Annotated in this window: 22 protein-coding genes; 11 read left to right on the top strand and 11 right to left on the bottom strand. The window is 69.6% G+C overall.

The window, feature by feature from the left end; translation table 11 throughout:
• Positions 1-65: 65 nt before the first annotated feature.
• Positions 66-617: a GNAT family N-acetyltransferase gene (locus tag EJB06_RS15670; RefSeq protein WP_126074955.1), complete on the top strand. Its 552-nt coding sequence runs from the start codon at positions 66-68 to the stop codon at positions 615-617.
• On the opposite strand, the gene EJB06_RS15665 is transcribed toward EJB06_RS15670, so the two are convergent.
• The 4 genes from EJB06_RS15665 to EJB06_RS15650 form a co-directional block, all read right to left on the bottom strand.
• Positions 562-1,059, bottom strand: a complete 498-nt coding sequence (locus EJB06_RS15665) for a hypothetical protein (protein WP_126074954.1) — start codon at positions 1,057-1,059, stop codon at positions 562-564. The two genes, EJB06_RS15670 and EJB06_RS15665, sit on opposite strands and share 56 nt — an antisense overlap.
• 48 nt (positions 1,060-1,107) lie before the next feature.
• Positions 1,108-3,555, bottom strand: coding sequence for an FtsX-like permease family protein (locus tag EJB06_RS15660; RefSeq protein ID WP_126074953.1), 2,448 nt, complete (start codon positions 3,553-3,555; stop codon positions 1,108-1,110).
• Between the two features lie 7 nt (positions 3,556-3,562).
• Positions 3,563-4,243, bottom strand: coding sequence for an ABC transporter ATP-binding protein (locus EJB06_RS15655; RefSeq protein ID WP_126074997.1), 681 nt, complete (start codon positions 4,241-4,243; stop codon positions 3,563-3,565).
• 68 nt (positions 4,244-4,311) lie between these two features.
• The gene (locus EJB06_RS15650; protein ID WP_229427108.1) at positions 4,312-5,604 is read right to left on the bottom strand and encodes an efflux RND transporter periplasmic adaptor subunit; all 1,293 of its coding nucleotides are present in this window, start codon (positions 5,602-5,604) and stop codon (positions 4,312-4,314) included.
• A gap of 203 nt (positions 5,605-5,807) precedes the next feature.
• On the opposite strand from EJB06_RS15650, the gene EJB06_RS15645 reads away from it, so the two are divergent.
• From EJB06_RS15645 to EJB06_RS15630, 4 genes are read left to right on the top strand one after another with little or no spacing between them, the layout of a single operon-like run.
• Complete coding sequence (locus tag EJB06_RS15645; RefSeq protein WP_126074952.1) at positions 5,808-7,154, top strand: sigma-54-dependent transcriptional regulator; 1,347 nt, start codon at positions 5,808-5,810, stop codon at positions 7,152-7,154.
• Complete coding sequence (locus EJB06_RS15640; protein ID WP_126074951.1) at positions 7,144-8,349, top strand: sensor histidine kinase; 1,206 nt, start codon at positions 7,144-7,146, stop codon at positions 8,347-8,349. Before EJB06_RS15645 ends, EJB06_RS15640 begins: the two co-directional genes overlap by 11 nt.
• A 22-nt stretch (positions 8,350-8,371) precedes the next feature.
• Positions 8,372-8,737, top strand: coding sequence for a hypothetical protein (locus EJB06_RS15635; RefSeq protein WP_126074950.1), 366 nt, complete (start codon positions 8,372-8,374; stop codon positions 8,735-8,737).
• Between the two features lie 59 nt (positions 8,738-8,796).
• Complete coding sequence (locus tag EJB06_RS15630; protein ID WP_126074949.1) at positions 8,797-9,366, top strand: DUF2939 domain-containing protein; 570 nt, start codon at positions 8,797-8,799, stop codon at positions 9,364-9,366.
• Between the two features lie 3 nt (positions 9,367-9,369).
• Here EJB06_RS15630 and gbpA read toward each other — a convergent pair whose 3' ends face one another.
• Positions 9,370-10,797, bottom strand: a complete 1,428-nt coding sequence (gbpA, locus tag EJB06_RS15625) for an N-acetylglucosamine-binding protein GbpA (RefSeq protein ID WP_126074948.1) — start codon at positions 10,795-10,797, stop codon at positions 9,370-9,372.
• 354 nt (positions 10,798-11,151) lie between these two features.
• On the opposite strand from gbpA, the gene EJB06_RS15620 reads away from it, so the two are divergent.
• The 3 genes from EJB06_RS15620 (at position 11,152) to EJB06_RS15610 (ending at position 13,379) form a co-directional block, all read left to right on the top strand.
• Entirely contained in the window at positions 11,152-12,429 is a 1,278-nt protein-coding gene (locus EJB06_RS15620) for an endo-1,4-beta-xylanase (protein ID WP_126074947.1), read from the top strand.
• A gap of 192 nt (positions 12,430-12,621) precedes the next feature.
• On the top strand, positions 12,622-12,822 hold the full coding sequence (locus tag EJB06_RS15615; RefSeq protein WP_229427107.1) for a helix-turn-helix domain-containing protein: 201 nt from the start codon (positions 12,622-12,624) through the stop codon (positions 12,820-12,822).
• A gap of 14 nt (positions 12,823-12,836) precedes the next feature.
• Positions 12,837-13,379 (top strand): Clp protease N-terminal domain-containing protein, encoded by a 543-nt coding sequence (locus tag EJB06_RS15610; protein ID WP_126074945.1) that lies wholly within the window; start codon positions 12,837-12,839, stop codon positions 13,377-13,379.
• Here the strand turns inward: EJB06_RS15610 and map are convergent.
• The gene (map, locus tag EJB06_RS15605) at positions 13,376-14,170 is read right to left on the bottom strand and encodes a type I methionyl aminopeptidase (protein WP_126074944.1); all 795 of its coding nucleotides are present in this window, start codon (positions 14,168-14,170) and stop codon (positions 13,376-13,378) included. The genes EJB06_RS15610 and map overlap by 4 nt on opposite strands.
• Before the next feature lie 8 nt (positions 14,171-14,178).
• Positions 14,179-14,766 (bottom strand): TetR/AcrR family transcriptional regulator, encoded by a 588-nt coding sequence (locus EJB06_RS15600; RefSeq protein WP_126074943.1) that lies wholly within the window; start codon positions 14,764-14,766, stop codon positions 14,179-14,181.
• 122 nt (positions 14,767-14,888) lie between these two features.
• Here EJB06_RS15600 and EJB06_RS31900 point away from each other — a divergent pair, with 122 nt between their 5' ends.
• Genes EJB06_RS31900 through EJB06_RS15590 form a run of 3 tightly spaced genes read left to right on the top strand, consistent with a single transcriptional unit; the run spans position 14,889 to position 18,528 of the window.
• Complete coding sequence (locus EJB06_RS31900; protein ID WP_164557930.1) at positions 14,889-15,194, top strand: hypothetical protein; 306 nt, start codon at positions 14,889-14,891, stop codon at positions 15,192-15,194.
• On the top strand, positions 15,191-17,413 hold the full coding sequence (locus EJB06_RS15595; protein WP_164557929.1) for a glycosyltransferase: 2,223 nt from the start codon (positions 15,191-15,193) through the stop codon (positions 17,411-17,413). The genes EJB06_RS31900 and EJB06_RS15595 overlap by 4 nt, the downstream gene beginning before the upstream one ends.
• Positions 17,410-18,528, top strand: a complete 1,119-nt coding sequence (locus tag EJB06_RS15590) for a glycosyltransferase family 4 protein (RefSeq protein ID WP_126074941.1) — start codon at positions 17,410-17,412, stop codon at positions 18,526-18,528. Before EJB06_RS15595 ends, EJB06_RS15590 begins: the two co-directional genes overlap by 4 nt.
• On the opposite strand, the gene EJB06_RS15585 is transcribed toward EJB06_RS15590, so the two are convergent.
• The 4 genes from EJB06_RS15585 to EJB06_RS15575 form a co-directional block, all read right to left on the bottom strand.
• Complete coding sequence (locus tag EJB06_RS15585; protein WP_164557928.1) at positions 18,522-20,909, bottom strand: hypothetical protein; 2,388 nt, start codon at positions 20,907-20,909, stop codon at positions 18,522-18,524. The two genes, EJB06_RS15590 and EJB06_RS15585, sit on opposite strands and share 7 nt — an antisense overlap.
• Positions 20,906-21,655 (bottom strand): hypothetical protein, encoded by a 750-nt coding sequence (locus tag EJB06_RS31895; protein ID WP_164557927.1) that lies wholly within the window; start codon positions 21,653-21,655, stop codon positions 20,906-20,908. The genes EJB06_RS15585 and EJB06_RS31895 overlap by 4 nt, the downstream gene beginning before the upstream one ends.
• Positions 21,656-21,746: 91 nt before the next feature.
• A complete protein-coding gene (locus tag EJB06_RS15580) occupies positions 21,747-22,322 on the bottom strand; it encodes a DUF8082 domain-containing protein (RefSeq protein WP_126074939.1) in 576 nt (191 codons plus the stop codon).
• A 19-nt stretch (positions 22,323-22,341) separates the two neighbouring features.
• On the bottom strand, positions 22,342-23,421 hold the full coding sequence (locus EJB06_RS15575) for a cache domain-containing protein (protein ID WP_164557926.1): 1,080 nt from the start codon (positions 23,419-23,421) through the stop codon (positions 22,342-22,344).
• Positions 23,422-23,482: the final 61 nt, after the last annotated feature.

Raw genomic sequence — 23,482 nt, 5'->3', positions numbered from 1 at the left:
GAGCGCCATGGCGCAGGCGGCAAACGGGTTATCATCGCCATCCCGCTTCACCGATTGAGCCGCCCATGCAGATTCGCCGCCTCGTTCCCGCCGATGCACCCGCCTACCAGGCGCTGCGCCTGGCAGCCCTGCGCGAAAGCCCGGCCGCCTTCAGCGCCAGCTACGAGGACGAGTGCGGCACGCCGCTGCCGGCCATCGAAGCCCACATGGCGCCGGACTCCGGACGCTACCGCTTCGGCGCCTTCGATGGCGATGCGCTGGTCGGCGTGGTCGGCGTGGGACGCGAAAGTGGGTACAAGCTGCATCACAAGGCCTTCGTGGGCGGCATGGTGGTGGCACCGGCCTGGCGCAAGCAGGGCGTCGGACGCCAGCTGCTGGCGCACGCGCTGGCCTTTGCCGACGCCATGCCCGGCCTGCGCCAGGTGACGCTGACCATCACCGCCGGCAACGCTCCCGCGCTGGCGCTGTACGCCTCGATGGGATTTTGCGTGTTCGGCCAGGAGCCGCGCGCGCTGTGCGTGGGGGGCCAGTTCCACGACACGATCTACATGCTGCGCGAGGTCACCACAGGTGCTGCTGGTGATCGATGCGCGCCAGCGGCGCCTTGCTCGCCATAAGCTCATTGGCCCGGTACGCGGGGCCGTGCACGATGTTGAAGACGAGCTTGCGGTACACCCAGGCCGCTTCCTGCGCCACCCGGCAATTGGCCACGATGCGCACCCAGTTGTTCGGCTCCAGCAGCAGGCTGGAAACGGCTTTCCTCGGGCGGCGCTGCGCTTGGTAACCGAAGTAGTCGACCTGCGCGCCCGCGCCGTCCGCCCGCACCGCCAGCGGAAAGCGTTCCTCGTGCTGCTGGGCGAAGCGCAGCAGCGGCAGCGCATCCCCGGCGGCGAATTGCCGGCCCTCGTCGAAGACCACCAGGTGCAGCAGCAGCGCATCGTCCAGCGCGCAGTCGGGCACCGTCACGCGCTCCGGCACGGCGCTACGCGCGACGGAGCCCGGCGCGCCGCGCGAGGCGCCGGTCCATGATGTCTCGATGACCTGGATGAGTGTCTGCACGTGGCGACCCGCAATCGTTGAACTGGCGCCAATTCTAGCGCACGCGCCTCAGCCCCGCAGCGCATCCGAGGGCAGCATGCGCATCGCCAGCCAGGCATGGCGCGTCACCGCCGCCAGCGCCACCGCCAGCGTCGACACCAGCGCGAACAGCAAGGTCCAGTAGCCGATCGGCGCGTGTTCGACGTAGCCTGCCAGGTAGCGCTCGATCGCCAGCGCCGCCAGCGGCAAGCCGACCGCCGCCGCCACCAGCGTCAGCATGCCGATTTCGCGCAGCACCAGCAGGCCGATGGCGATCCGGCGCGCCCCATGCAGCTTGCGCAGCACGATTTCCTTGGCGCGCCGCTGCACCGTGTGCGCCGACAGCACGTAGGTGCCGAAGGCCGCAATCGCCAGCGCGATGCCGGTGGCAATCGCCAGTAACCTGGCCATGCGCGCATCTTCCGTGTAATTGAGCGCCAGGATCGCGTCAGCCCGGTGCGTCCTGATCATCGCGTCCGGAAAATAGGCCGGCCACAGGCGCCGCACCGCCGCCTCGGCCGGCGCCACGTCGCCCGTGGCGCGCACGCTCAAGGTCATCCCGGCGGTCCACAACTCGTAGGCCATCGCACGCGGCGCTTCGCGCAGCGACTGGAAGCGCAGTTCCGGCGCAATGCCGACCACGCGCTTCTGGATCGTCCTGTTATCGAAGCCGGTAAACAGCAGCGTCTGGCCCAGCGCCGCTTCGGGCGTGGCAAAGCCCAGCGCGCGCGTGGCGATGGCGTTCAGGACCAGCGGCAGCGGGTCGTCTTCCTTGTCGGTGCGCGCCGAAAACAGGCGTCCGGCGCGCGGTGCGATCCGGTACTGCTCGAAAAACGCCGCGCTGACCGACTTCATTTCCATCGACGCGCTGATCCCGTCCGGGCGCTTGAGGTCGCGCAGCCACGATACCTGGTGGCGCCCCACCGCGTCTTCCGAGACCGCGCTGCCGGCCACCCCCGGCTGCGCCGACAGGGCCGCGATGAAGTTGCGCGCCCGCGCGCTGTCGCGCACCACGTCCGGCAGGTCGACGATCAGCAGCGGCGCCGGATCGAAGCCGGGCGAGACGCGCATCGCGAACGCGGTCTGCCAGGCGATCGCCAGGGTGATGCCGGCAAAGCCCATCGCGGTGGCCACCTGCACCACCGTCATCACGCGCCGCAGCCGCATGCCGCGCCGCGACTCGCTGTCGCCGCGTCCGGCCAGCACCACGCCCGGGTGCACGCGCAGCGCGATCCACGCCGGATAGGCCGCCGTCAGCACGCCCAGCGCCACGCCCAGCGCCAGCGCCGCGCCGACATGCGCGGCCGTGAGCATGCCATCGAGCTTGCGGTCGACCAGTTGCGCGAACAGCGGCAGCGCCAGCCAGGCCAGCAGCAGGCCCAGTCCCGTCGCCAGCAGCGCCACCAGCATCGATTCGGCCAGCAGCTGCAGCACGATCTGGCGCATGCCCGCGCCCAGCACCTTGCGCATGGCCACCTCGCGCTGGCGCCGCAGCACGCGCACCGCCGCCAGGTTGACGTAGTTGATGGCGGCCATGGCCAGGATCAGCAGCGCCATCGCGCCGAGCGCCGCGATCACCACCCGGCTGCCCCGCTCGCCCGCCGCGCCGATCTCGTTCTGTCCCGTCTCGCGGTCGAAGTAGGCCTCGCGCAGCGGCGACAGCGACACATCCATCACCGGCTTGCCGCCCAGGCGCTGCCGGGTTTCCGGCGGCACGTCCTGCACCGCCGGCGACTGGTCGACCGCCCGTTGCAGCGCGGCCGTCAAGGCCTCCACCGACGCGCCGGGGTCGACCCGGATCAGCACCTTGCCCCACCAGCCCGATTTACCGGTCGTCATTTCCTCCTGCACGTGCGCTTCGGCCAGCACCGAGCGCACCCCGACCAGCACCTCGAACGGAATCGTGGTGTTGGCGGCCGGGGTGCGCAGCACTGCGGCAGCGCGCAGCAGTTTTCCCTCGACCAGCATGGTGCGCCCGAGCGCATCGGCGGTGCCGAAGTGGCGCAGCGCCGCCTCTTCGGTGATGGCAAAGCCTTCCGGCTGCTCCAGTGCCAGTGCGAGGTGCCCGCGCAAGGCCTGCAAGCCCAGGATCTCGGCGAAGCCCGGCATCACCGTCAGCCCGTTCATGGCGTGCAGCCGGCCGCCGATGGCGGCGGTCAGGCCCATGATGCGCGGGCGGGTTGGAATATACGCGCTCGAGGCCAGCACGCCCGGCGCCCGCGCGGCGCTCAGGCGCAGCAGCATCGGCGCCTGGTCGAACCACGGCGCCTTGGGGTCGACGTTAAAGCGCTGCTTGACGATGTACACGTGATCTGCGTTCGGTACCTCGGCGTTGTACTGCCACGAATAGCGCACGAAGCCGAGCAGCAGCAGGGCGGCGCCGAAGCCCACCCCCAGTCCGGCCACGACCACCAGCGAATAGGCCGGCTCCTGCAGCAAGGTGCGCCAGCCGATGCGAAAATCCCTCAGTGTCGGCATGGTTTCCTCATGCCGCTTGCAGTGCGTCGACCAGGATGCGGCCATCGAGCAGGCGCAGGGTGCGCGAGGCCTGCGCCGCGTGCGCCGGCGAATGCGTCACCATCACGATGGTGGTGCCTTCGGCGTTGATCTGGCGCAGCAGGCGCATGACTTCGTCGCCATGGGCGGTATCGAGATTGCCGGTCGGTTCGTCGGCCAGCAGCAGCGCCGGCCTGGCCACCAGCGCGCGCGCGATCGCCACGCGCTGCTGCTGCCCGCCCGACAATTGCGACGGGCGGTGCCTGGCGCGGTGCGCCACGCCCAGCTTGTCGAGCATCGCCGCGACGCGCTCGCGCCGCTCGCGCGCCGGCACGTTCATGTATTCCAGCGCCAGTTCCACGTTCTCGGCCACCGACAATTCCTCGATCAGGTTAAAGCCCTGGAAGATGAAGCCGATGCGCCCGCGCCGCAGGCTGTTGAGCTGCGCTTCGCGCCAGCCGGTTACGTTCCGGCCGTCGAACCGGTATTCGCCGCTGTCGGGCGTGTCGAGCAAACCGAGCAGCGACAGCAGGGTCGATTTGCCGCAGCCGGACGGCCCGGTGATGGCCACGTATTCGCCGGCATCGATCTCGAGCGTAATGCGGTCGAGCGCCGTGGTGCGCACGTCGCCGCCCTGGAAGGTCTTGCTGACATTGAGGAGCTTGAGCATGCCGTCCTTCTGGTGGGGGTTGGGGTCGTTCATTGTGTCATCTCCGCGTCGATCCATCATCAAAAAATCTAGTCCGTCAATTGCAGCCGGGCCGCCTTGCCGTAGGGGGCATACGAGGACACGATCACGCGCTCGCCGGGCGCGAGGCCGCCCAGCACCTCGAGCTGGCTGTTGTTGCGGCGCCCGCTGCGCAGCGCGCGCCGCTCGGCGGTCTTGCCGTCCTTATCCAGCACATACACCGCCACGCCGCCGCTGTCGTCGATATACGCGTCGTTCGGCAGCAGCAGCGCTGCGCTGGCCCCGCCCAGCGTCACCAGCGCTTCCGCGCCCTGGCCCGGGTTGAGCGTCTCGGGCTGGCCGTTGGCGAACGCCAGTTCCAGCGTGAACCGGCCCTCCTTGATCTGCGGGTAGATCCGGCTCACCGTCAGCGCATACGCGCGCCCGTTGATGGTGGCCGTGCCCTGGCGTCCCACGGCGACCCGGTTCAGGTAATACTCGTCCACCTGGGCCGACAGCTTGAACTGGTCCACGGCGTCGATGCGGCCCAGGTGCTGGTCCGGCTTCACGGTGGCGCCGACCTGCAGGTGGAAATCGGTCAGGCGCCCGGACACCGGCGCGCGCACCGCCAGCGCGTCGATGGTCGCATTGACCACTTGCAGGCCCGCTTCCAGGCGGCCGATGGCCTGCTCCATCTGCCGCACCGCGTCGCGCTGGGTCGCCGCCTCGGTCTTGTAGCCGGCGCTTTCGCTGTCGAACAGGCGGCGCTGCTGCGTCACGCGGTCCAGGCCATCTTCCAGCGCGTTGGGCGAGACGAATCCCTGCCGCGCCAGCGCCGCATTGCGCGCATGCTGCTTTTCGGCCAGGGTCAGCGCAAACGCCAGCTCGGCGCCGCGCCGCTCGCGTTCCATGCGGCTCGCTTCGAGCGCGATGCGCAGATTGGTCAGGTTCGAAATCTGCTGCGCGTGTTCGGCCTCGCGCGCCAGCAGGTCCAGCCGGCGCTGCGGATTCGACAGGCGAAACAGCACCTCGCCCTGGCGCACGTTCGCGCCGTCGCGCGCGAACACTTCTTCCACCCGCCCCGACTCGACCGCGTCGAGCATCACCGAATGCAGCGGCGCGGCGGTGGCGCGCAGGGCCACGTCGTCGCGGAAGCTGCCGCGCGCCACGGTGGCGATGCGCACATCGGCCCGCGCCACCTGCAAGCCTTGCGGCAGCTGGCGCCACAGGGCAAGCGCGCCTGCCGCCAGCAGCAGCGCGGCGGCGGCGCCGGCCAGCACGCGCCTGCCGCGCCGCCGCTGCAGCGGCTGGTCCATGGCGGCGCCGCTGTTGCGCTCGGGCGCTGGGGGAATCGGAACAATCATGGCGGCTCACGCGTCGAAGGAATGCGGGAACGGATCGCAACATCCGTGCCATGCGCGCCGCCGGGGCGGACGGGCGCGCGTGGCGGACGATTCGTCCGCAATCGCACAGCACAGGTGTTCGCTTCCGGACACCTTGTCCGTTTCGGTTGGCCGCGCCGCCAGGCTGCTGCTAGAATCGGCGCACCCCTTTCATCCACCGCGCCATGGCCGACCAACCCGCCCGCATCCTGATCCTCGACGACGACGCCGACGTGGCCTACGCCGCCCAGCTGGTGCTGCGCCGCTGCGCGGGCAAGGTCGCCACCCTGGCCGATCCGCGCCAGCTGGCGCGCCACCTGCAGGGCGGCGTGCCCGAGGTGGTGCTGCTCGACTTCAATTTCACGCCCGGCCGCACCGACGGCGCCGAGGGGCTGGCGGTGCTCGACCAGCTGCGCGCCCTGCCCGACGCGCCGCTGGTCATCGTCATGACCGCCTATGCCGACGTGGCCCTGGCGGTGGAGGCGATGAAGCGCGGCGCCAGCGACTTCCTGACCAAGCCGTGGGATAACGCGCGCCTGCTCGCGGTGGTGGAGGCCGCGCTGGCGCAGCGCGGCGCGCAGGGCGTGCCGGCGACTGCCGCCGACCCCCTGATGGGCGATTCGCTGCCCATGCGCCAGCTGCGCGCCATGATCGCCAGCGTCGGCCCGACGCAGGCCAACGTCATGGTCCTCGGCGAGAATGGCGTCGGCAAGGAACTGGCGGCGCGCGCGATCCACCTGGCCTCGCGCCGCGCCGCCGGCCCGTTTCTCGCGGTCGACATGGGCAGCCTGCCCGAAGCGACGCTGGAGAGCGAATTGTTCGGCCATCGCAAAGGCTCGTTCACCGATGCGCGCAGCGACCGCGCGGGGCGCTTCCAGGCGGCTGCGGGCGGCACCCTGTTCCTCGACGAGATCGGCAACCTGCCGCTGGCCGCGCAATCGAAGCTGCTGACGGCGCTGGAACGGCGCGAAGTCACGCCGCTCGGCGCCGACCGTCCGCAGGCGATCGACGTGCGCATCGTCAGCGCCACCAACCTCGATGAAGCCAGGCTGTATGACGCACAGGTATTCCGGCCCGACCTGCTGTTCCGGCTTAACACCATCGTCCTGCGCGTGCCGCCCCTGCGCGAGCGGCGCGACGACATTCCCGGCCTGCTGCGCCACTACCTGGCGCACTATGGCGCCTTGTACGGCAAGGCGCCGGGCAGCATCGCCCCGGACGCCTTCGACGCCCTGTGCGCCTGGCATTGGCCCGGCAATGTGCGCGCCTTGCGCCATGCCTGCGAACGCGCGGCGATCCTCGGCCAGCCGGGCCGCTACAGCCTGGCCGATTTCGGCCTGCCGGCCGGCCAGCCCAGCATGGTGGCGCATGCCCGTCCGGCCGGCACCGACCTGCTGGCGCTCGATGCCATCGAGCGCGACGCGGTGGCGGCCGCCATGGCGCAGGCGCGCGGCAACATCAGCCACGCCGCCATCCTGCTCGGCATCAGCCGCGCCGCCCTGTACCGCAAGCGCAGCAAGCATGGCCTCTGACGCCGCGCCGCGCCGCCTGGTCTGGGCCGGGGCGCTGCTGCTCGGCGCGGGGGCCTACGGCGCGGGCGCGCAGGGCGCCGGGCTGGGGCTGGGGCTGGCCAGTGCGCTGGCGGCGCTGGCGGCGCTGGGCCTGATCCGCCACGGCCTGGCCGCGGGCAGGGCCGCGCCGCCGCTGGAAGTCCCGGCCGGCCTGCCGCACGACCAGGCGCAATTGACGGCGCGCGTGCTGGCGCTCGAATCGCAGCTCGAACATGCGCCGATCGCCTTGTTCCGCATCGACAGCGCGCAGCGCGCCGAGCCGCTCAACGCCAATGCGCGCCGCCTGCTGGCGCCGGGCCGCGCGAGCGACCTCGAGGCCTTGCGCCGCACCCTGGCCGGCCTGGTACCGGGGCGGCGCAGCATGGTCGATGTCGACACCGAACAAGGCGTCGAGCGCGCCCTGGCCACCGCCAGCGCCTTGACGGTCGAAGGCCAGCCGCAGCGCCTGGTGGCGCTGACCCCGATGGAAAACGAGCTCGCGGCGGAAGCCATGCAGGCCTGGCAAAAGCTGGTGCACGTGTTGACGCATGAGATAATGAACTCGCTCACGCCGGTCGCGTCGCTCTCGCACAGCGCGCGCGACATGGTGCAGGGCGTGCGCGCCGGCCTGCCGGCCGATATCGCCGGCGACCTCGCGCTCGCACTCGACGCCATCGGCCGCCGCGCCGCCAGCCTGACCGATTTTGTGAGCGGCTACCGCGCGCTGGCCAGCGTGCCGGAAGCGGCGCCGCAGCGGGTGGTGGTGCAGGAGATGTTTGCGCGGCTGGCGGCCCTGGCGGCCCCGGCATGGCAGGCGCGCGGCGCCGGCGCAGGCTTTCGGGTGGAGCCGGAATCGCTGGAACTAATGGCCGATCCGGGCCAGCTCGAGCAGGCGCTGGTGAATCTGCTCCAGAACGCGGCCGAAGCGGGCGCTTCGCAGGTGACGGTGAGCGCGAAGCTGGCGCGCGGGGGACGCCTGCGCATCGACGTGTGCGACAACGGCCCCGGCGTGCCGGACGAGGTCATCGCCGATATCTTCACGCCCTTCTTTTCCACCAAAAGCAAAGGCAGCGGAATCGGCCTGGCCATGGTGCGCCAGCTGGCGCACCGCAACGGCGGCGCGGTGCAGTATGCCAGATCGATCGGCAGCGGCGCGCGCTTCATCATCACTTTTTGACTGCTTGTTTTGATTGCTTGATATGACCAACGACATCATCCTGTTCCTGCGCGCCGCCGTGGACCGGGAAGCGCTGCAGGCGGCGGTGGCGCGCCTGACCGGCATGGCCTGCGCGAGCGGGCACGCGCCCGACCCGGCCGCCCCGGCATGGTTCATCGCGCTCGATTACCAGGAGGGCTTTCTTTCCGGCTTTTCGCTGAGCTGGCCGGCCGCGCACGACGCCGGCATCGACGTGGCGGCGCTGGCGCGCGCGCTTGCCGATGCATTCGATACCGAGGTGCTGTTCGACGCCGAAGACACCCTGCCCGCCGTGGACGGCGAAACCTGGCGCCTGGCCGCGCCCGGCGGCCGGGGCCTGCGCGCGGTGGCGCTGCGTGAAATCGAGTAGGCGCAGCGTGTAGAATCCGGCCTGTGCGATCGGCACCCATCAAACCACACAAGGACATCGTGAAGGCTATCGACTTCAAACTTGGCATCGCCGCGCTGTGCGTCAGCGCCGGCGCAGCGTACTGGTACTACTCCCCCCTGATCGCGCTGCACCAGATGCGCGCGGCGGCCCAAGACCACAATGCAGAGAGCTTCAACGCGCGCGTCGACTACCCGCGCCTGCGCGAGAGCGTCAAGTCGCAGCTCAACGCCGCCATGAACGAGCAGGTCAAGCCGGGCAACGACGGCGACGATCTGGGCAAGGCCGGTGCCGCCCTCGGCAAGATGCTGGGCATGGCCATGGCCGACAAGATGGTCGACGCCATGGTCAATCCGGAATTCGTCATGGGCGCCATGAAGCGCGGCTCGATCGCTCCGCGCCGCCAGGGCGCGGGCGCCGACCAGGGCGACGGCGGCAAGCCGGACCTGAAGTACACCTCCGAGCGCGTCGGCTTCGACAAGTACATCATGCACCTGGAAACCGACAAGCCGGGCGAACGCGGCATGTCGCTGATCATGGAGCGGCACGGCTTCGCCTCGTGGAAGCTGGCGGAGGTGCGCCTGCCGCCGCGCCCCGCCGCCCCGTTCTGACGCTTACGGCGCGATCCAGGCGTCCTGCCAGTTCGCGCCCACGCCCGGCTCGTAGTGGGTCGATGCCGCGGTCCACTGGGAGCACCAGCCGCTGTACGGGAACGGCTTGCAGGTGTAGACCTTGCCGTTCTTCGGCTGCAGCACGCGGGTACCGGCCTTGTAGGTCGCCAGCGATGCCGGGAACACGTGGTCGTAGGCCGCGTTGCCGCCTTCTTCCGTCAGCGTCAGCGGGAAAGTCTTCTGCAGCACCGCGCCGCCGTCCTTCACCACCGCCTTGAGCACCAGCTGGTGCGCGCCGGCCTTGGGCGCATTCAGGTTCAGCGCCAGCGCCGCGCTATTGTTGTTCAGCGGCGCCGTGGCAAAGCCTTTCGACACGCCGGCCTGGTCGTACACGTAGGCGCTGAGCTCCATGTCGGCATTCGCGCTGACGCTGAAGTTGATGGTCAGCTCGCCGCCCTTGATCGCATACGAGGAGCGCAGGTCGCTCACCGAAAACTCGGCCGGCGGCGGGGTCTGGTCCTTGTTGATCTGCACTTCCACCCGGGTCAGCGCGCTGCTGGTTTTTGCGTACACCGTGTTCTGGCCGTACACCGGCGTGATCTTGCCGTCCTGGCCCAGCTGGCCCGCGTGCAGCAGCGGCTGTTCGGCGTTGACGCGGGTCGCCAGCAGGTAGGCCCAGTTGTTGCGCAGGCCTTCGCTGGCGCTGTTGATGGTGACCTTGGTCTGCAGTTCCGGTTTTTCGCCGGCCGCGTCGAACACGCGCGTGGCCACGCTGTCGCCGACCGCCAGGTCGACCGATGGATAGATCGCGCCGCGCTGGGTCCATTCCGGCACCGGCACTGTCGGGCCATCCTTGAACAGCACGTCCACCATGTTGTAGAAACTGTTCGGCGTATCGCCGATTTCCCAGACGCCCAGGATCACCTGGTAGCCGCTGCGCTGCGGCACCGTGCAGTTGTGGCTGACCTGCGCCGGCGGCTGGCGGTTGCCGCCGTCGACGACGCAGAACGGGGTCAGGTCGAACGACGCGCGCGTGAGCTTCTGGTTCGGGTTCCAGTTGGCCTTGGTGATGTAGTAGCGCCAGTTGCGGGTCGCGTGGTTGGCCGTGAACTGCCACTTGAAGACGTTGGCGCCGGCCGTCATCGGGCGCTTGGTCCAGCGGCTGCTGGTCTGCTCATTGAGTTCGCCGAACTGCGCCAGCGCGGCCGAGGCGATCACGCCGTCCGCCGGTCCCTGCGCCGGAAAGCCGGACGGCGCCTCCAGGCTTTGCGGTTCCCACTGGATGGCGCCGCAGGCGCTGTTGCCGCCCTGTTTGCACAGCAGGTTGCGCGATTCCGGCTGGGTGATGTAGCCGTGCGCCATGGCGCTGGCGCTGCACAGCAGCGCGCAGGCGCCGGCGATGGTGGTGAGGGCGGTGGTCAATCTGTTCATGCTGGTTTTCCTTTCGGGCGGGACGAGGTCGGTAAGCACGCACTGAGCCTGGCCGGCCGACATCGCGCGCTCGCTTGCGGTTCAAAAGGCGTCAGGATGCTGTTCGGGAAATTGGTAGTCAACTGGTTTTCAAAATTGCCCCTATGTGCAATACCAGTGCGCGATGGAAGGTTATGTTGCATGCGTAAAAGCGGGGCATCGGGGCGGTTGACGCCGGGGTGTGTTTACCGCACAATCGGCAAACAGAACGTTGCACATTTGCTAATGAAAACGTTTTCATAATTTGTTGCAATTAATGTTGCATTTAATGTTGCACTCAATCTTGCAACCGACAAAAACCACCCCGGAGATCCGATGCGACTGCCTTCCCTTACTTCCGCCACCTTCAGTGCCTGCCTGCTTCTTTCCGCCTGCGGCGGCGATGCAGCCCCGGACGCTCCCACGGCCACGCCGGCGCCGCCGCCAGCGGCCGATACCGTCGCCGCGCTGGCCGATGCGCTGGCCGATGCGCCGCCGCCAGCGGTGGAGAGCGAGGCCGGCGGCGTCTTGAGCGGTAGCGACGCCGGCCGGTCCGAAAAAACCAGCGGCGCCGAGGTGAGCAAATTGAGCAAGCTGGCCGGGTTCCCGGTCGGCGTGTCTGTCGCCTACGGCAATGAAGCCTACAGCTACAACAACAGCCCGGCGCAGCAGGCAGCCATCAAGACGCATTTCAGCCAGCTCACGGCCGGCAATATCATGAAGATGAGCTATCTGCATCCGGCCCAGGATACCTACAACTTCACCCAGGCCGACGACTTCCTCAAGTTCGCCAGGGACAACGGCAAGACCCTGCACGGGCATGCCCTGATCTGGCATGCCGATTACCAGGTGCCGGCCTTCATGAAAAATTACCAGGGCGACAAGGCGGCCTGGCTGGCGATGCTCAAGACGCACGTGCAGACGATCGCGTCGCATTTTTCGGGCAAGGTCGCGAGCTGGGACGTGGTGAACGAAGCCATCAACGACGGCGGCGGCTACCGCAATTCGCTGTTCTACCAGAAGACCGGCGCCGACTACATCGAGCAAGCCTTCATCAATGCGCGCGCGGCCGACCACAAGGCCGACCTGTACTACAACGACTACAACATCGAGGCCGACGCCGCCAAGCTGCAAACCCTGACCGCAATGCTCGACGGTTTCAAGGCGCGTTCGGTGCCGCTCACCGGGGTCGGCTTCCAGATGCACATCTACATGGATTACCCCTCGGTGAGCACCATCTCGGCGGCCTTCAGGCAAGCCGTGGACCGCAACCTGAAAGTGAAGATCACCGAGCTCGATATCCCGATCAACAATCCCTTCAGCCCGCCGTACCAGGCCGGCGACATCAAGCGCGAGCTGACCCCGGCCCTGGCGCTGGCGCAGAAAAAGCGCTACTGCGAGGTCGTCAAGGCGTACATGGACACGGTACCTGCCAGGCTGCGCGGCGGCGTGACGGTGTGGGGCGTGAGCGATCCGGGCAGCTGGCTGATCGCCGACCTGTTCAAGAACGCCCACGCCGACTGGCCGCTGCTGTTCGACGGCGCCTATCGGCAGAAACCGGCCTTGCGCGGGGTGGCCGACGGACTGTCCGGCAAAGCCTGCACCAATACCTGAGTTAACTGCGCCGGGAGGTATGCCCAGTTGCGGGTGCCGGCACGCAAAACCCGCATTTTGTGCATACCAATTTTTCGGGCTCAAAAAATTGGTATTAACGCCACGAACGCCGTCAGCGCCACGTTTCGTCAACATATGTTGACAAGGCGCTCCGCCTGGCTTATCTTCCGTCCCATGATCGATCCCCACCACATGCCCTCACCCGACGACCCCGCCGACGCCCTGGCGGCGGTCGTGGCGCTGCGCCGCTACGCCGATGCGCTCGAACGCAAGGCGGTCAACGCCGCAGTCAAGCAAGGCTGGTCGTGGAGCGACATTGCGCAGGCGCTGGGCGTGTCGAAGCAGGCCGCCCACAAGCGCCTTTCGGGTTCGGTGACGGACAAGGACAGTTAATCGGGAGGTAGACGATGTTTCAACGCATACGCCAGCGTCTGGGCGACATGAAGACGATCCGGCACTTGTGCCAGGGAGCGGAAAAGTACGCGCTGGCCGACCAGCAGCGCGAACCGGCGGCCGAGCATTTCCTGCTCTCCGCGCTCGACCTGGACGACGGCACGGCGCGCCGCGCCTTTGCCCAGGTCGACGCCGATCCGGCGCAGCTGCCGCAAGCGATCGCGCAGCAGTACCGCGACGGCCTGCGCTTCGCCGGCCTGGCGCCCGCTGCGCTCGATACTGCCGACGCCGCGCTGGCGGCAGCGGCGCCGCTGGAAGGGGGGCGGGGCCTGTACCGGGCGGCGGCATCGGGCGCGGACCTGATGCAGACCCTGGCCCAGCAGCGCGCCAGCGACAGCGGCCCCCTGCTCGGTGCGCACGTGGTGGCGCTGGTGGCGGCCATGCGCCAGGGCGTGGCGCCGCGCTCGCTGGCGGCGCTGGGGGTCGACGCGGCGGCGCTGCGCGCGGCGGCGCAGGCCGAAATCAGCACCTTCCGATCTGCTGAGACAGGCGCTTAGCGCCCCTCGGCCGACAGCGTGAAGATCTCGACGCCGCTGTCGGTCACCGCCACCGTGTGCTCGAACTGGGCCGACCATTTGCGGTCCTTGCTCACGGTGGTCCATTTATCGGGCAGCACCGTCACATGGTGGGTGCCGGCGTTGACCATCGGCTCGATGGTAAACATCATGCCCGGTTCCAGCACGATGCCGGTGCCGGGACGGCCGTAGTGCGTCACCTGCGGCGCGTCGTGCATCACCTTGCCGATGCCGTGGCCGCAAAAATCGCGCACCGACGAAAAGCCCTGCGACTTGATGTGGGCCTCGACCGCCGCGCCGACGTCGCCCAGGGTGGCGCCCGGACGCACTGTGCGCACTCCCGCCATCATGGCGTCGTAGGCGGCATCGACCAGGCGCCTGGCCAGGATCGAGATCGTGCCCACTTCGAAGGTGCGGCTGGTGTCGCCGTGCCAGCCGTTCAGGCGCGGCGTGACGTCGATGTTGACGATGTCGCCCTCGCGCAGGATCTTTTTGTCCGACGGCACCCCGTGCGTGACCACATGGTTTACCGAAATGCAGCTGGCGTGCCTGTAGCCGTGGTAGCCGATGGTGGCCGGAATGCCGCCGCCGGCGCGCATGAATTCCTCGCACATGGCGTCCAGGGTGGCGGTCGATACGCCCGGGCGCACGTGCGGCGCGATGAAGTCGAGCGTGGCGGCGGCCAGCCGGCCGGCCGCGCGCATGGCCTCGAAGGCCTCCTCGTCGTGCAGGGGAATCGGTTTGCCGTGTTCTGTCTGGGTCGAGTAGCGCATGGGGTTTCTCAATGGGGGGAGGCGGCCAGGGCATCGACCGCGTCGTGCGAGGCGCGCAGGATGGCGTCGAGGGTGGCGGGGATCGGCTTGTTCTGGGCCAGGTAGGGTTTGACGATGGCGATCGGCGCGTCGATCAGCATGAAGCGCAGCGTGTGGGCCGCGTCGTCGCCATCGGCGCCGCGCCGCCGCAGGCAGCGTTCGAAGCAGGCGTCCAGGCGGGCCTGCTCCACTTCCAGCAATTCGCTCAGTTCCGGCGCGAGCGGCCCGCCCAGGTCGGGGCAGTCTTCGTACTGCAGCAGGAAGCGCGCATACACCGGCTTGCCGCGGCACCAGTCGAGCAGGGCCGCCACCGGGATCCAGCTGTCTTCCTCGTCCCAGTGGCGCGCCACCCGTTCGCGGAAATCGGCCTTCACCGTCAGCCAGGCATGCGCCAGCAGGGTGCTGCGCGAGTCGAAGCGGTGATACACCGATCCGATCGGCGCACCGGCCCCGATGGCGATGGCCGACATCGACACCGCGCCGATGCCGCAGGCGGCGGCAATGCCGATGGCGCCGTCGATGAAGGTGTTTGCATTGTATTTAGCGAGTCTGACCATTCAAATAGAATATCGATTCTATTTGAATTCGTCAAGCGCACGTTTCAAAAATGCACTATTGACAGATATTTAATGGGCCCGCAAAATCCCGCAGTCTTGCTACGGAAAACAGGTAACTCCCGATGAAAACGCTGATCAAACGTGCTGCGCGCAGCATGGCGGGATGGCCCTTGCTGGGACGCCTGGTCCGGACCGTGGTGGCCGTCGTGCGCCTGCCGGACGACAACCTGCGGCGCGACGCCTTGATGCGCGAACAGCTGCCGATGCTGCTCAAGAACATCTCCGACCTGAACGCCCGCGTGCTGGCGGCCGAGCGCGACCCCGACAATCTGATCGCGTCCACCCCGGTCGCGCTGCGCATGATCGCGCGCGACCTGGCCGCCCTGCGCGAACGCCTCGACCGGCTGGAGGCCGAGCGCCGCCCATGATCACTTTTTCGATCGTGATCAACACCCTCGACCGCGCCGCCCTGCTGCAGGAAACGCTGGAAAGCCTGTGCCGCCTGCGCTATGCCGGCCAGTTCGAAGTCATCGTCGTCAACGGCCCCTCGACCGACGGGACGGAGCGCGTGATCGCGTCCTGGCTGCCGCGCATCCGCACGGCGCGCTGCCCGGTCGCCAACCTGTCGGTGTCGCGCAATATCGGCATCTGCATGGCCGCCGGCGAGGTGGTCGCCTTCATCGACGACGATGCCATCCCCGAACCCGAATGGCTCGCCGGGCTGGCCGCCGCCTATGACGACGCGGGCGTGGGCGGGGCCGGCGGGCGCGTGTACGACAGCAGCGGCTACACCTTCCAGTACCACTACGCCAGCGCCAGCCGGCTGGGCGAGGTCGACACCGGCCAGCGCCGGGCCACGCCGCAGCTGTGCTTTCCCGGCTCGCGCGAGTTTCCCTACCTGCAGGGAACGAATGCCTCCTTCCGGCGCTCGGCCCTGCTGGAAGTGGGCGGCTTCGACGAGGAGTTCGAGTACTTCCTCGACGAGACCGACGTCTGCTGCCGCCTGGTCGATGCCGGCTTCCTGCTCAAGCAGCTGGAACACGCCTACGTGCACCACAAGACCGCCCCCAACGGCGTGCGCGACGCGGCGCGGCTGCCGCGCGCGATCTACCCGATCCTGAAGAACACCATTTACTTCTCGCTCAAGCACGGCCTGGAATACGCCACGCGCGAGCGCATCGATGCGCTCAACCGCGACAAGGCCGACTCGCACCGGCGCCACGTCGAGTTCATGATCGCCAACGGCAGCGCCGACGCGCAACGGCGCGTCCGCTTCGACGACGAAGCCGCGCGCGCCTGGGATACCGGCACGCGCCATGGCCTGGCGCCGGTCGCCGGCGCCATCGACGCCGCCAAACGCGCGCGCTGGCAGGGCGCCTTCCTGCCGTTTGCCACCATCGGCCATCCGCAGGCCATGACGCTGGCGCTGGTCTCGCGCGACTACCCGCCGCATCACCGCGGCGGCATCGCCACCTTCAGCCGCGACCTGGCCGAAGCGCTGGCCGCCGAAGGCCACCAGGTCCACGTGATCGCCGAAAGCAGCACCCACAGCCGGGTCGAACTGGTGGGCGGCGTGTGGGTGCACCGGGTCGTGCTGCGCGAGCACGCGCTGTCCTACGACGCACTGGAACGCGCCATTCCGCAAGAGATCTGGAACTGGTGCGCCACCGCGCTGGACGAGGCGCGCCGCATCGCCAGCCATCGTCCGCTGGACCTGGTCGAAGCGCCGATCTGGGACGCCGAAGGCGCGGCCTTCCTGTTCGAGGGCCGCTGGCCGCTGGTCACCAGCCTGCACACCACCTTGCATTTTTCGCTGCAGGGCCGCGCCGAGCTGCGCGACGACGCGGCCTGGATGGCGCGCTTCGGCACGCCCATGCTGGCGCTCGAAAAAGAACTGATGCTGCACTCGCAGGCGATCCGCGCCAACAGCGCCGCCATCCGGCGCGACATCGAGCAGGCCTACGATTTCCGCTTCGACGACGCCAGCCTGCGCCTGGTGCCGCTGGGGATGCCCGACGTGGCGGCGCCCGCCGCGCCGGCGGCGCGCGGCGATGGCGGCGTCACGGTGCTGTTCGTCGGCCGGCTGGAAGCGCGCAAGGGCATCGACGTGCTGCTGGCCGCGATCGACCCGCTGCTGGCGCGCCATCCGCAGCTGCGCTTTCGCATCCTCGGCGACGATACGCTGCCGATGTCGGGTGCGCAGATCAGCTACAAGGAAGACTGCCGCCGCAACGGCAAGCTGGCCGCGTGGGGCGAACGTGTCAGCTTCGAAGGCCGCGTCGACGACGCCACCCTGCGCGCCGCCTACCGCGAGTGCGACATCTTCGTCGCGCCCAGCCGCTACGAGTCGTTCGGCCTGGTGTTCGTCGAAGCCATGCGCGAGGCGCGCCCGGTGATCGGCTGCGCCGCCGGCGGCATGCCCGAAGTGGTCAGCGACGGCGTCAACGGATTGCTGGTCGCGCCCGGCGACAGCGCCGCCCTGGCCGGCGCCATCGAGGCCCTGGCCGCCTCGCCCGCACTGCGCGCCGGCATGGGGCGGGCCGGGCGCGCGCTGTTCGAGGAAAAATTCATTTCGCGCCGCATGGCGACGGACAGCCTGCCCCTGTACGGCATCGCGCTGGAGCGCTTCGGGCGGGGGCGCCGATGAAGATCTCGGTGGTGCACGGCATCTGCGTCAGGAACGACGCCATTTCCAACGCCATCGCCGACAACGTCGGCTGGCTGGCCGGGGCCGGCCACGAGGTGGTGCTGTTCGCCTACGCCTGCGAGCACGCTGGCGTGCCGCACCGGCTGGTGCGCGATGTCACAGACATCCTGCCCGATGCGCATTTCCAGGCCAGCGACATCGTCATTTTCCATTTCGGGATTTTCTATCCGCTGTTCGACCTGATCATGCTGGTGCCGGAGCGGGCGCGCCGCCTGGTGGTGTTCCATAACATCACGCCCAAGCGTTTCGTCGGCGCCGCGCATCACGCCACCATCGACAAGTCGTTCGCGCAGATGGGCAACACCATGTTCGCCGATTACGTGGCCTGCGACAGCGCCAGCAACCTGGCGGTGCTGCGCGCATCCGGCGTGACCACCCCGGCCGGCGTGCTGCCGCTGGCGGTGCATGGACAGGCGCAGCCCTGCGCCGCCAAGCCGGGCCATGCCGACGGCATCGTGCGGCTGGTCTTCATCGGCCGCCTGGTGCAGTCCAAAGGCGTGGCCGACCTGCTCGACGCGGTGGCGCGCTGCCTGCAGGCCGACAGCGGCGCGCGCATCGCGCTCGACCTGGTGGCCAACCTGGGCTTTTCCGATCCGGCGCTGGTCGCGGCGGTGCGCGCCGCCGCCGACGCATGGCCGCGCAGGTACGGCGGGCGCGTCTCGGTGCGCCTGCACGGCGACGCGCCGGACCAGCTCAAACAGCGCCTGCTGGCAGAGGGCGATGTATTCGTCCTGCCCACCTACCACGAGGGCTTTTGCGTGCCGATCGTCGAAGCGCTGTCGGCCGGCTGCCGCGTGGTCTGCTACGACAATTCGAACACGCCGGCCATCGCGGGCGGCTTTGCGCGGCTGGTGCCGACCGGCGACATCGCGGCGCTGGCGCAGGCCGTCGGCGCCGAGCTGGCGCTGGCCGGTTCGGCGCCGTGGCGCGACGACGGCTTTGCCGCCTTCGCCGCGCGCGCATGGCGCTACGCGCACACGTTCGCACCCGCGCGCACGCGCCACCGCCTGATCGCGCTGGTGGCCGATGTGGCGGCCGGCGTCGCCGCTCACTGAGCTCGCGCCTCGTGCGGCGAGGATGGATACGGCGTGCGCAGGTGGAAATGCACGCGCCATCCGGCCGCGACCAGCGCCAGGGCGATCAGCAGGCAGAGTTCCCATCCCGGTTGCGCCAGCGCCGCCGCCGCGCCTGACGGCGCCGCCTCGGGGACGGCCAGGGCCGGCGCTCCCGGCGCCTGCGCCGTGGCGGCCAGCAGGCGCTCGAGCCGCGCCAGTTCGCCGGCTTCCCCGGGCGTGGCCAGCGCGTCCTTCGCGCGCAGGACCATGGCGCGCTCGCCCGCCCACAAGCGCGCCAGTTGCGGCGAGGCCTGTTGCGCTGCCGGCTGGGACGCGCCGGCGCGGCTGCGCTCGACCACCACCTGCTGCGCGGCCGGCTTCCAGCCGCTCAGCAGGCGCACCAGGTCGTCGTGCAGCGATCCGATGCGCGGCACGCGCGCCAGGGCGGCGATGCCGTCCATCCGCTCCCACAGCACGTTGCGGCCGCTGGCCGCTTCCAGGTCGAACAGGCGCACCTGGCCGGGACGCTGGCGGTAGTGCTGCAGCAGCGCGTCCCCCGAACCGGGCATGAGCGGCTGCGGTCCGTGGATCCACACCACCGCACCGTCGCTGCTGGCCGCCGCCCATTCCCACGCCGCCAGCAACGCCGCGCTGTTGTCGTTGCCGCCCTCGAAGGCGATGTCCTGCAGGTAGCGCACGCTCGCCAGCGAATCGGACGGGTCGTGCAGGAACACCTGCGGCGCCTGGCTGCCGGCCACGATCACGCCCAGTTCCACGTTGCCGGGAAAAGAGGTGGCGGCGCGCGCCAGCTGTTCCCTTTGCGCCGCCAGCGCCACCGAGCCGTCCACCACCAGCGCCACCCGGCGCGGGATGCGCGCCGCCCGCTGGACGATGGTCTGCACGATCGCGCCGCCGGGCGTGCTCGGGTCGGGGCTCCAGGCGTGCGTGTCCGAGGGCGCGCGCAAGGCGCCGACGATGGCCGCGCCCATGCCCGGCAGCGGTTCGGCGAGCTCGCCGCGCAGCGCGAACGGCAGCGTGGCGCCGGGTTCCTCGCGCATCCCGGGCGCGCCGCGCAGCGCGCTGGCCGATTCCAGCGATACCGCGTGGCGCATGCCGTCGCCGATGTCGACATTGCGTTCGCTGAACGAGGGCAGCTGCACGAAGCCGAGCCGCAGTTCGTTGAGCACCAGCGGGGCCACCAGCGCGATCCTCACGGTCAGCTCGCCCTGGCCCGGAATGTCGCGCAGATGCAGCATGATGCGGTCCTTGCCCGCCGTGGTCACCAGCGCCGGGGCGCGCCCGGACGCCTGCGCCGCCTGCTGGCGCGCGCGCAGCGCGGCGCCGCCCACCAGGCCTTCGCGCACGCTGGCGCCGTCCAGCACGGCCACCCCGGTCACCACCGCGCCGGCCGGCAGGTTCGCCTGCGCGCGCGCTTCCTGCTGGTTGAGGGCGTCGTTGCGGAAGGTTATGGTCCAGTCCAGGGAGGCGAGCGCCGCGCGCGCATCGAGCGTGCCCTCGATGCGCGAACCGGCCAGGCGCAGGCCCGCCGCGCGCCCGCCCACGATGCTGGCGCCGGCGTCGCGGTTCAGGCCGAGCCGGCCGGGGTCGAGCGCGGACGGCACCGGCAGGGCGTTGAAGGCGATGCCGTTGACGCGGTAATAGATGGCGCGCGCCTGTTCCGCGCCGATCGGGAAGCTGAAGGGCTGCAAGACGCCGACCAGGTCCGTGCCGGGCGACGGTATCTGGTAGCACAAGCCGCGCATCATCGTTTCGTTGCCCAGGTGGCGCAGCAGCAGCACCCCCCTGTCGCGGGTGGCCGGGTTGGCGCCGTTCGCCATGCTCATGCCGATGCGCGTGACGGCGGTCGGCAGTTCGAGCGCGGCGACGATGGCCAGCGCCAGCAGCATGCCGGGCCACAGGGGGCCGAGCGCCGCGCCGCCCTGCGGCCTGGTCCGGCGCAGGAGGCGGCGCGCGGCCAGCGCCGCGCACAGCGACAGCAGCGGCGCCAGCAGCAGCAGGCCGGCGCCGAAGTAGACGATGGCGATCACGCCGAGCGCGGTGAGCGGCAGGAACAGCACGGCGAACACCGCACTGACCCCGGTCGCAAAGCTGTGCAGCAGCGCCATCCGGCGCGACGGCAAGGGAGATTCGCCGTGGAGCGCGCGCAGCAGCTGCGCATTGGCCAGCGGCACGCTGACGATCAGGAGGGCGTGCGCGCACATGGTCGCCGAAAACAGCCCGGGCATCCAGCACAGGCCGATGACGATGGCGCCTGCCAGCGCCAGCAGCGGCAGGATGACGCCGCCGAACCAGAGCAGGGTGCGCACGGCGGGGCCAACCAGGCGCGGCGCCGGCGCCGCGGCTTCCCGATGCATGCTCATGGCTTGGTGCCGCTGAGGCGGTAGTAGGCCTCGCACGCATCGCCGGCGCGGGTTCCCTGGTTCGCGATCATGAGCAGGTCGGTCAGGCTGGCGAGCTGGTCGTTCCCGGTATCGCACAGCCGCAACAGGATTTTTTCGTTGCCGAGGTAGCGCAGCAGGCGCATGCCGTTCGCGCGGGTGGCGGGGACGGCACTGGTCGCCATGTGCACGCCGGCCTGGTTGACGGCCTGCGGCAGTTCGGGGGCACCGATGATCGCCAGCGCCAGCAGCGCGCCGGGCCATGCGGCGGGCAGCGGCGTGTGCGCCTGGAGCAGGCGACGCGCGGCCAGCGCCGTCATCAGCGCCAGCGCAGGCGCGAACAGCAGCAGGCCGCCGCCGAAGTAGCGCAGGCCGGCGACGCCAGCCGGGATGTGCGGCAGGCACAACACGGTCGACAGGAGGGCGCTGCCGATGGCGAAACCGTGCAGATGCCCAAGCCGGCGCGGCAGGGCAGGGCGCGCTGTCCCCAATGCGCGCAGCAGAACGCTATTGGCCAGGGGAATGCTGGCAAGCGACAGGACCGGCACGCCCATGGCAAGCGACAGGTCGGCGCCCACCACGTACAGGAAGAACAGCGCGACGGCCAGCGCCGTCGCCGGCAGGATCACGCCGGCGAACCAGAGCGCGGTACGGACAAGAAACGGGAGCAGCGGGAACGAGGCTGGCGGGATGGCGGGCGCGTTGGCGCAGGCTGGCTGGGCGATCATGGCATTCCAGGGAAACTGAACAGACCCGCAGCGTAGCGAACGCCTGTGCAGTGGGAATGCGCTGAATGTGAAGTCGGCGCCGGGTGCGCGCCTACACCGCTCCCAGCCCCAGCGCCCGTCCCGCTTCCAGGCGAAAATCGGCGGCCTGCTTCTTGTCCGGAATGTCGGCCGCCAGCGCCAGCACCAGCGCGCGCAGGTCGCTCGCCTCGCTGGCGTGCTCGGCGCAGACGATGGTCGCCATCGGCCCGATGTGCCCGGCCAGCATGCGTTCCAGCCTGAGCAGGTCGGCGCTGGCGAACACGGCCGGCGGCGGGCGTGGCCGCGTCGGTTGCGGTCCGGCCCGCAGCGGCACGCGCGGACGCAGCGGCGCCGGATCGTCCAGCAAGTCCGCCAGGCTGACGCCGGCCGCCTTCGGGTTGTCTTTCCGCGCCACGTAGCTGTCGTCGAAGCGCACGCTGGCGCGCAGCATGGTGCGCATCGCGGCCAGCGCATCGGCCCCGCGCCGGCCCCGGCACAGCAGCATGACGATGTTGCCGCTGTCCATATGCACCTGGGCCATGCGGTTGTCGTCGCTGACGATGAAGGCGGTGCCGGTGCGGCGCTGGTCGCAGAACTGGCGCAATTGCTCGACGATGCCGCCGAAGGGCATCAGCTCCTGGTGTGTCATGGCGTTCTCCCCGGATCCCTCATGCCCTGCGGCTCAGGCGGCTGATGGCCATCTGGATGCTGATCCCCAGCCGTTCGATGGCGCGCGCCAGCGAACCGATCTCGTCGCCGCGCGCGGTGCCCGGTATCGATTCCGTGAACTCGCCCTTGCTCAGCTGTTCGGCGACCACGATCAGCTGGTTGATCGGCATCGTCAATTGCTTGGCCAGGAAGGCCGCCACCCCCACCACCAGGGCGGCGGTCAGCACGATCAGGGCGCGCGCGCCGGTCTCCAGGCGGTCCAGCGAAGCGTAGGCTTCGGCGTAGTCCTGTTCCACCAGCAAAGTCCAGCCCTGCGGCAACGTGCGCGCGTAGCCGACCATGCGCTTCCCGCCCGCCGCGTACACGGTCGGCTGGTCGGCGATGCCGTCCACCTTCAGGGCCGGATAGCTGGCCATGTCCTGCACCGCGTCGGTGGACTGGTCGGGACGGCCCGAGGCGATCACCTTGTTGTCGGCGTCGAGCAGGATCGCGTAACCGGTCTCGCCGATGCGGGTGTCCTTGATGACCTTGGAAATATCGTCCAGCTTCATGGCCATGGCCAGCACGCCGACCGTGCTGCCCATGGCGTTCCTGACCGGCACGGCGACCGTCAGCGCGGGGCGGCTGGTCGATTTGCTGATCAGCACCTGGCGGCTCGACGGCGCGCCTTTCATGGCGGCCTGGAAATAGCTGCGCTCGCCGAAGCGGGCCATCGGCTTGTCGTCGCTGCGCGCGATGTTCTCCCCGGTCGGCTCGATGGTAAACACCACGAAGGCCCAGTCGTAGCTCTCGCCCATGGCGCGCAGGACCGGGGTCTGGCGCGCCGGGTCCATGCTGCGGATATCGTCCAGCCTGGCGTTCTGCTGGAGCGCGCGCACATTCGCCTCGTCCCAGCTGGTGATGCCGTTGGCGATGCCGCTGGCGGTCATGACCAGTTGCTGGGAAATGTTGGCCGTCGCATCGGCGCGCGCCTGGCTGCTGCCCGCGTACCACACGCCGATCAGGGGAATCAGCGCCACTGCCAGCAAGGTCATCACCAGCTTATGGAAAATAGTCAGGCGGAACGATTCGGTGTTCATCGGGAGTTTCCTTTTCTGTGAACAGCCCGGCGACCCTGCGCACCGTGCGCAAGCGACGTTG

Origin of the sequence: Massilia atriviolacea (assembly GCF_003953935.1) — a bacterium.
Classification (GTDB): Bacteria; Pseudomonadota; Gammaproteobacteria; order Burkholderiales; family Burkholderiaceae_D; genus Telluria_A; species Telluria_A atriviolacea.
The sequence above is the reverse complement of the archived record's forward strand: the minus strand, read 5'-3'. Positions and strand labels throughout refer to the sequence as shown.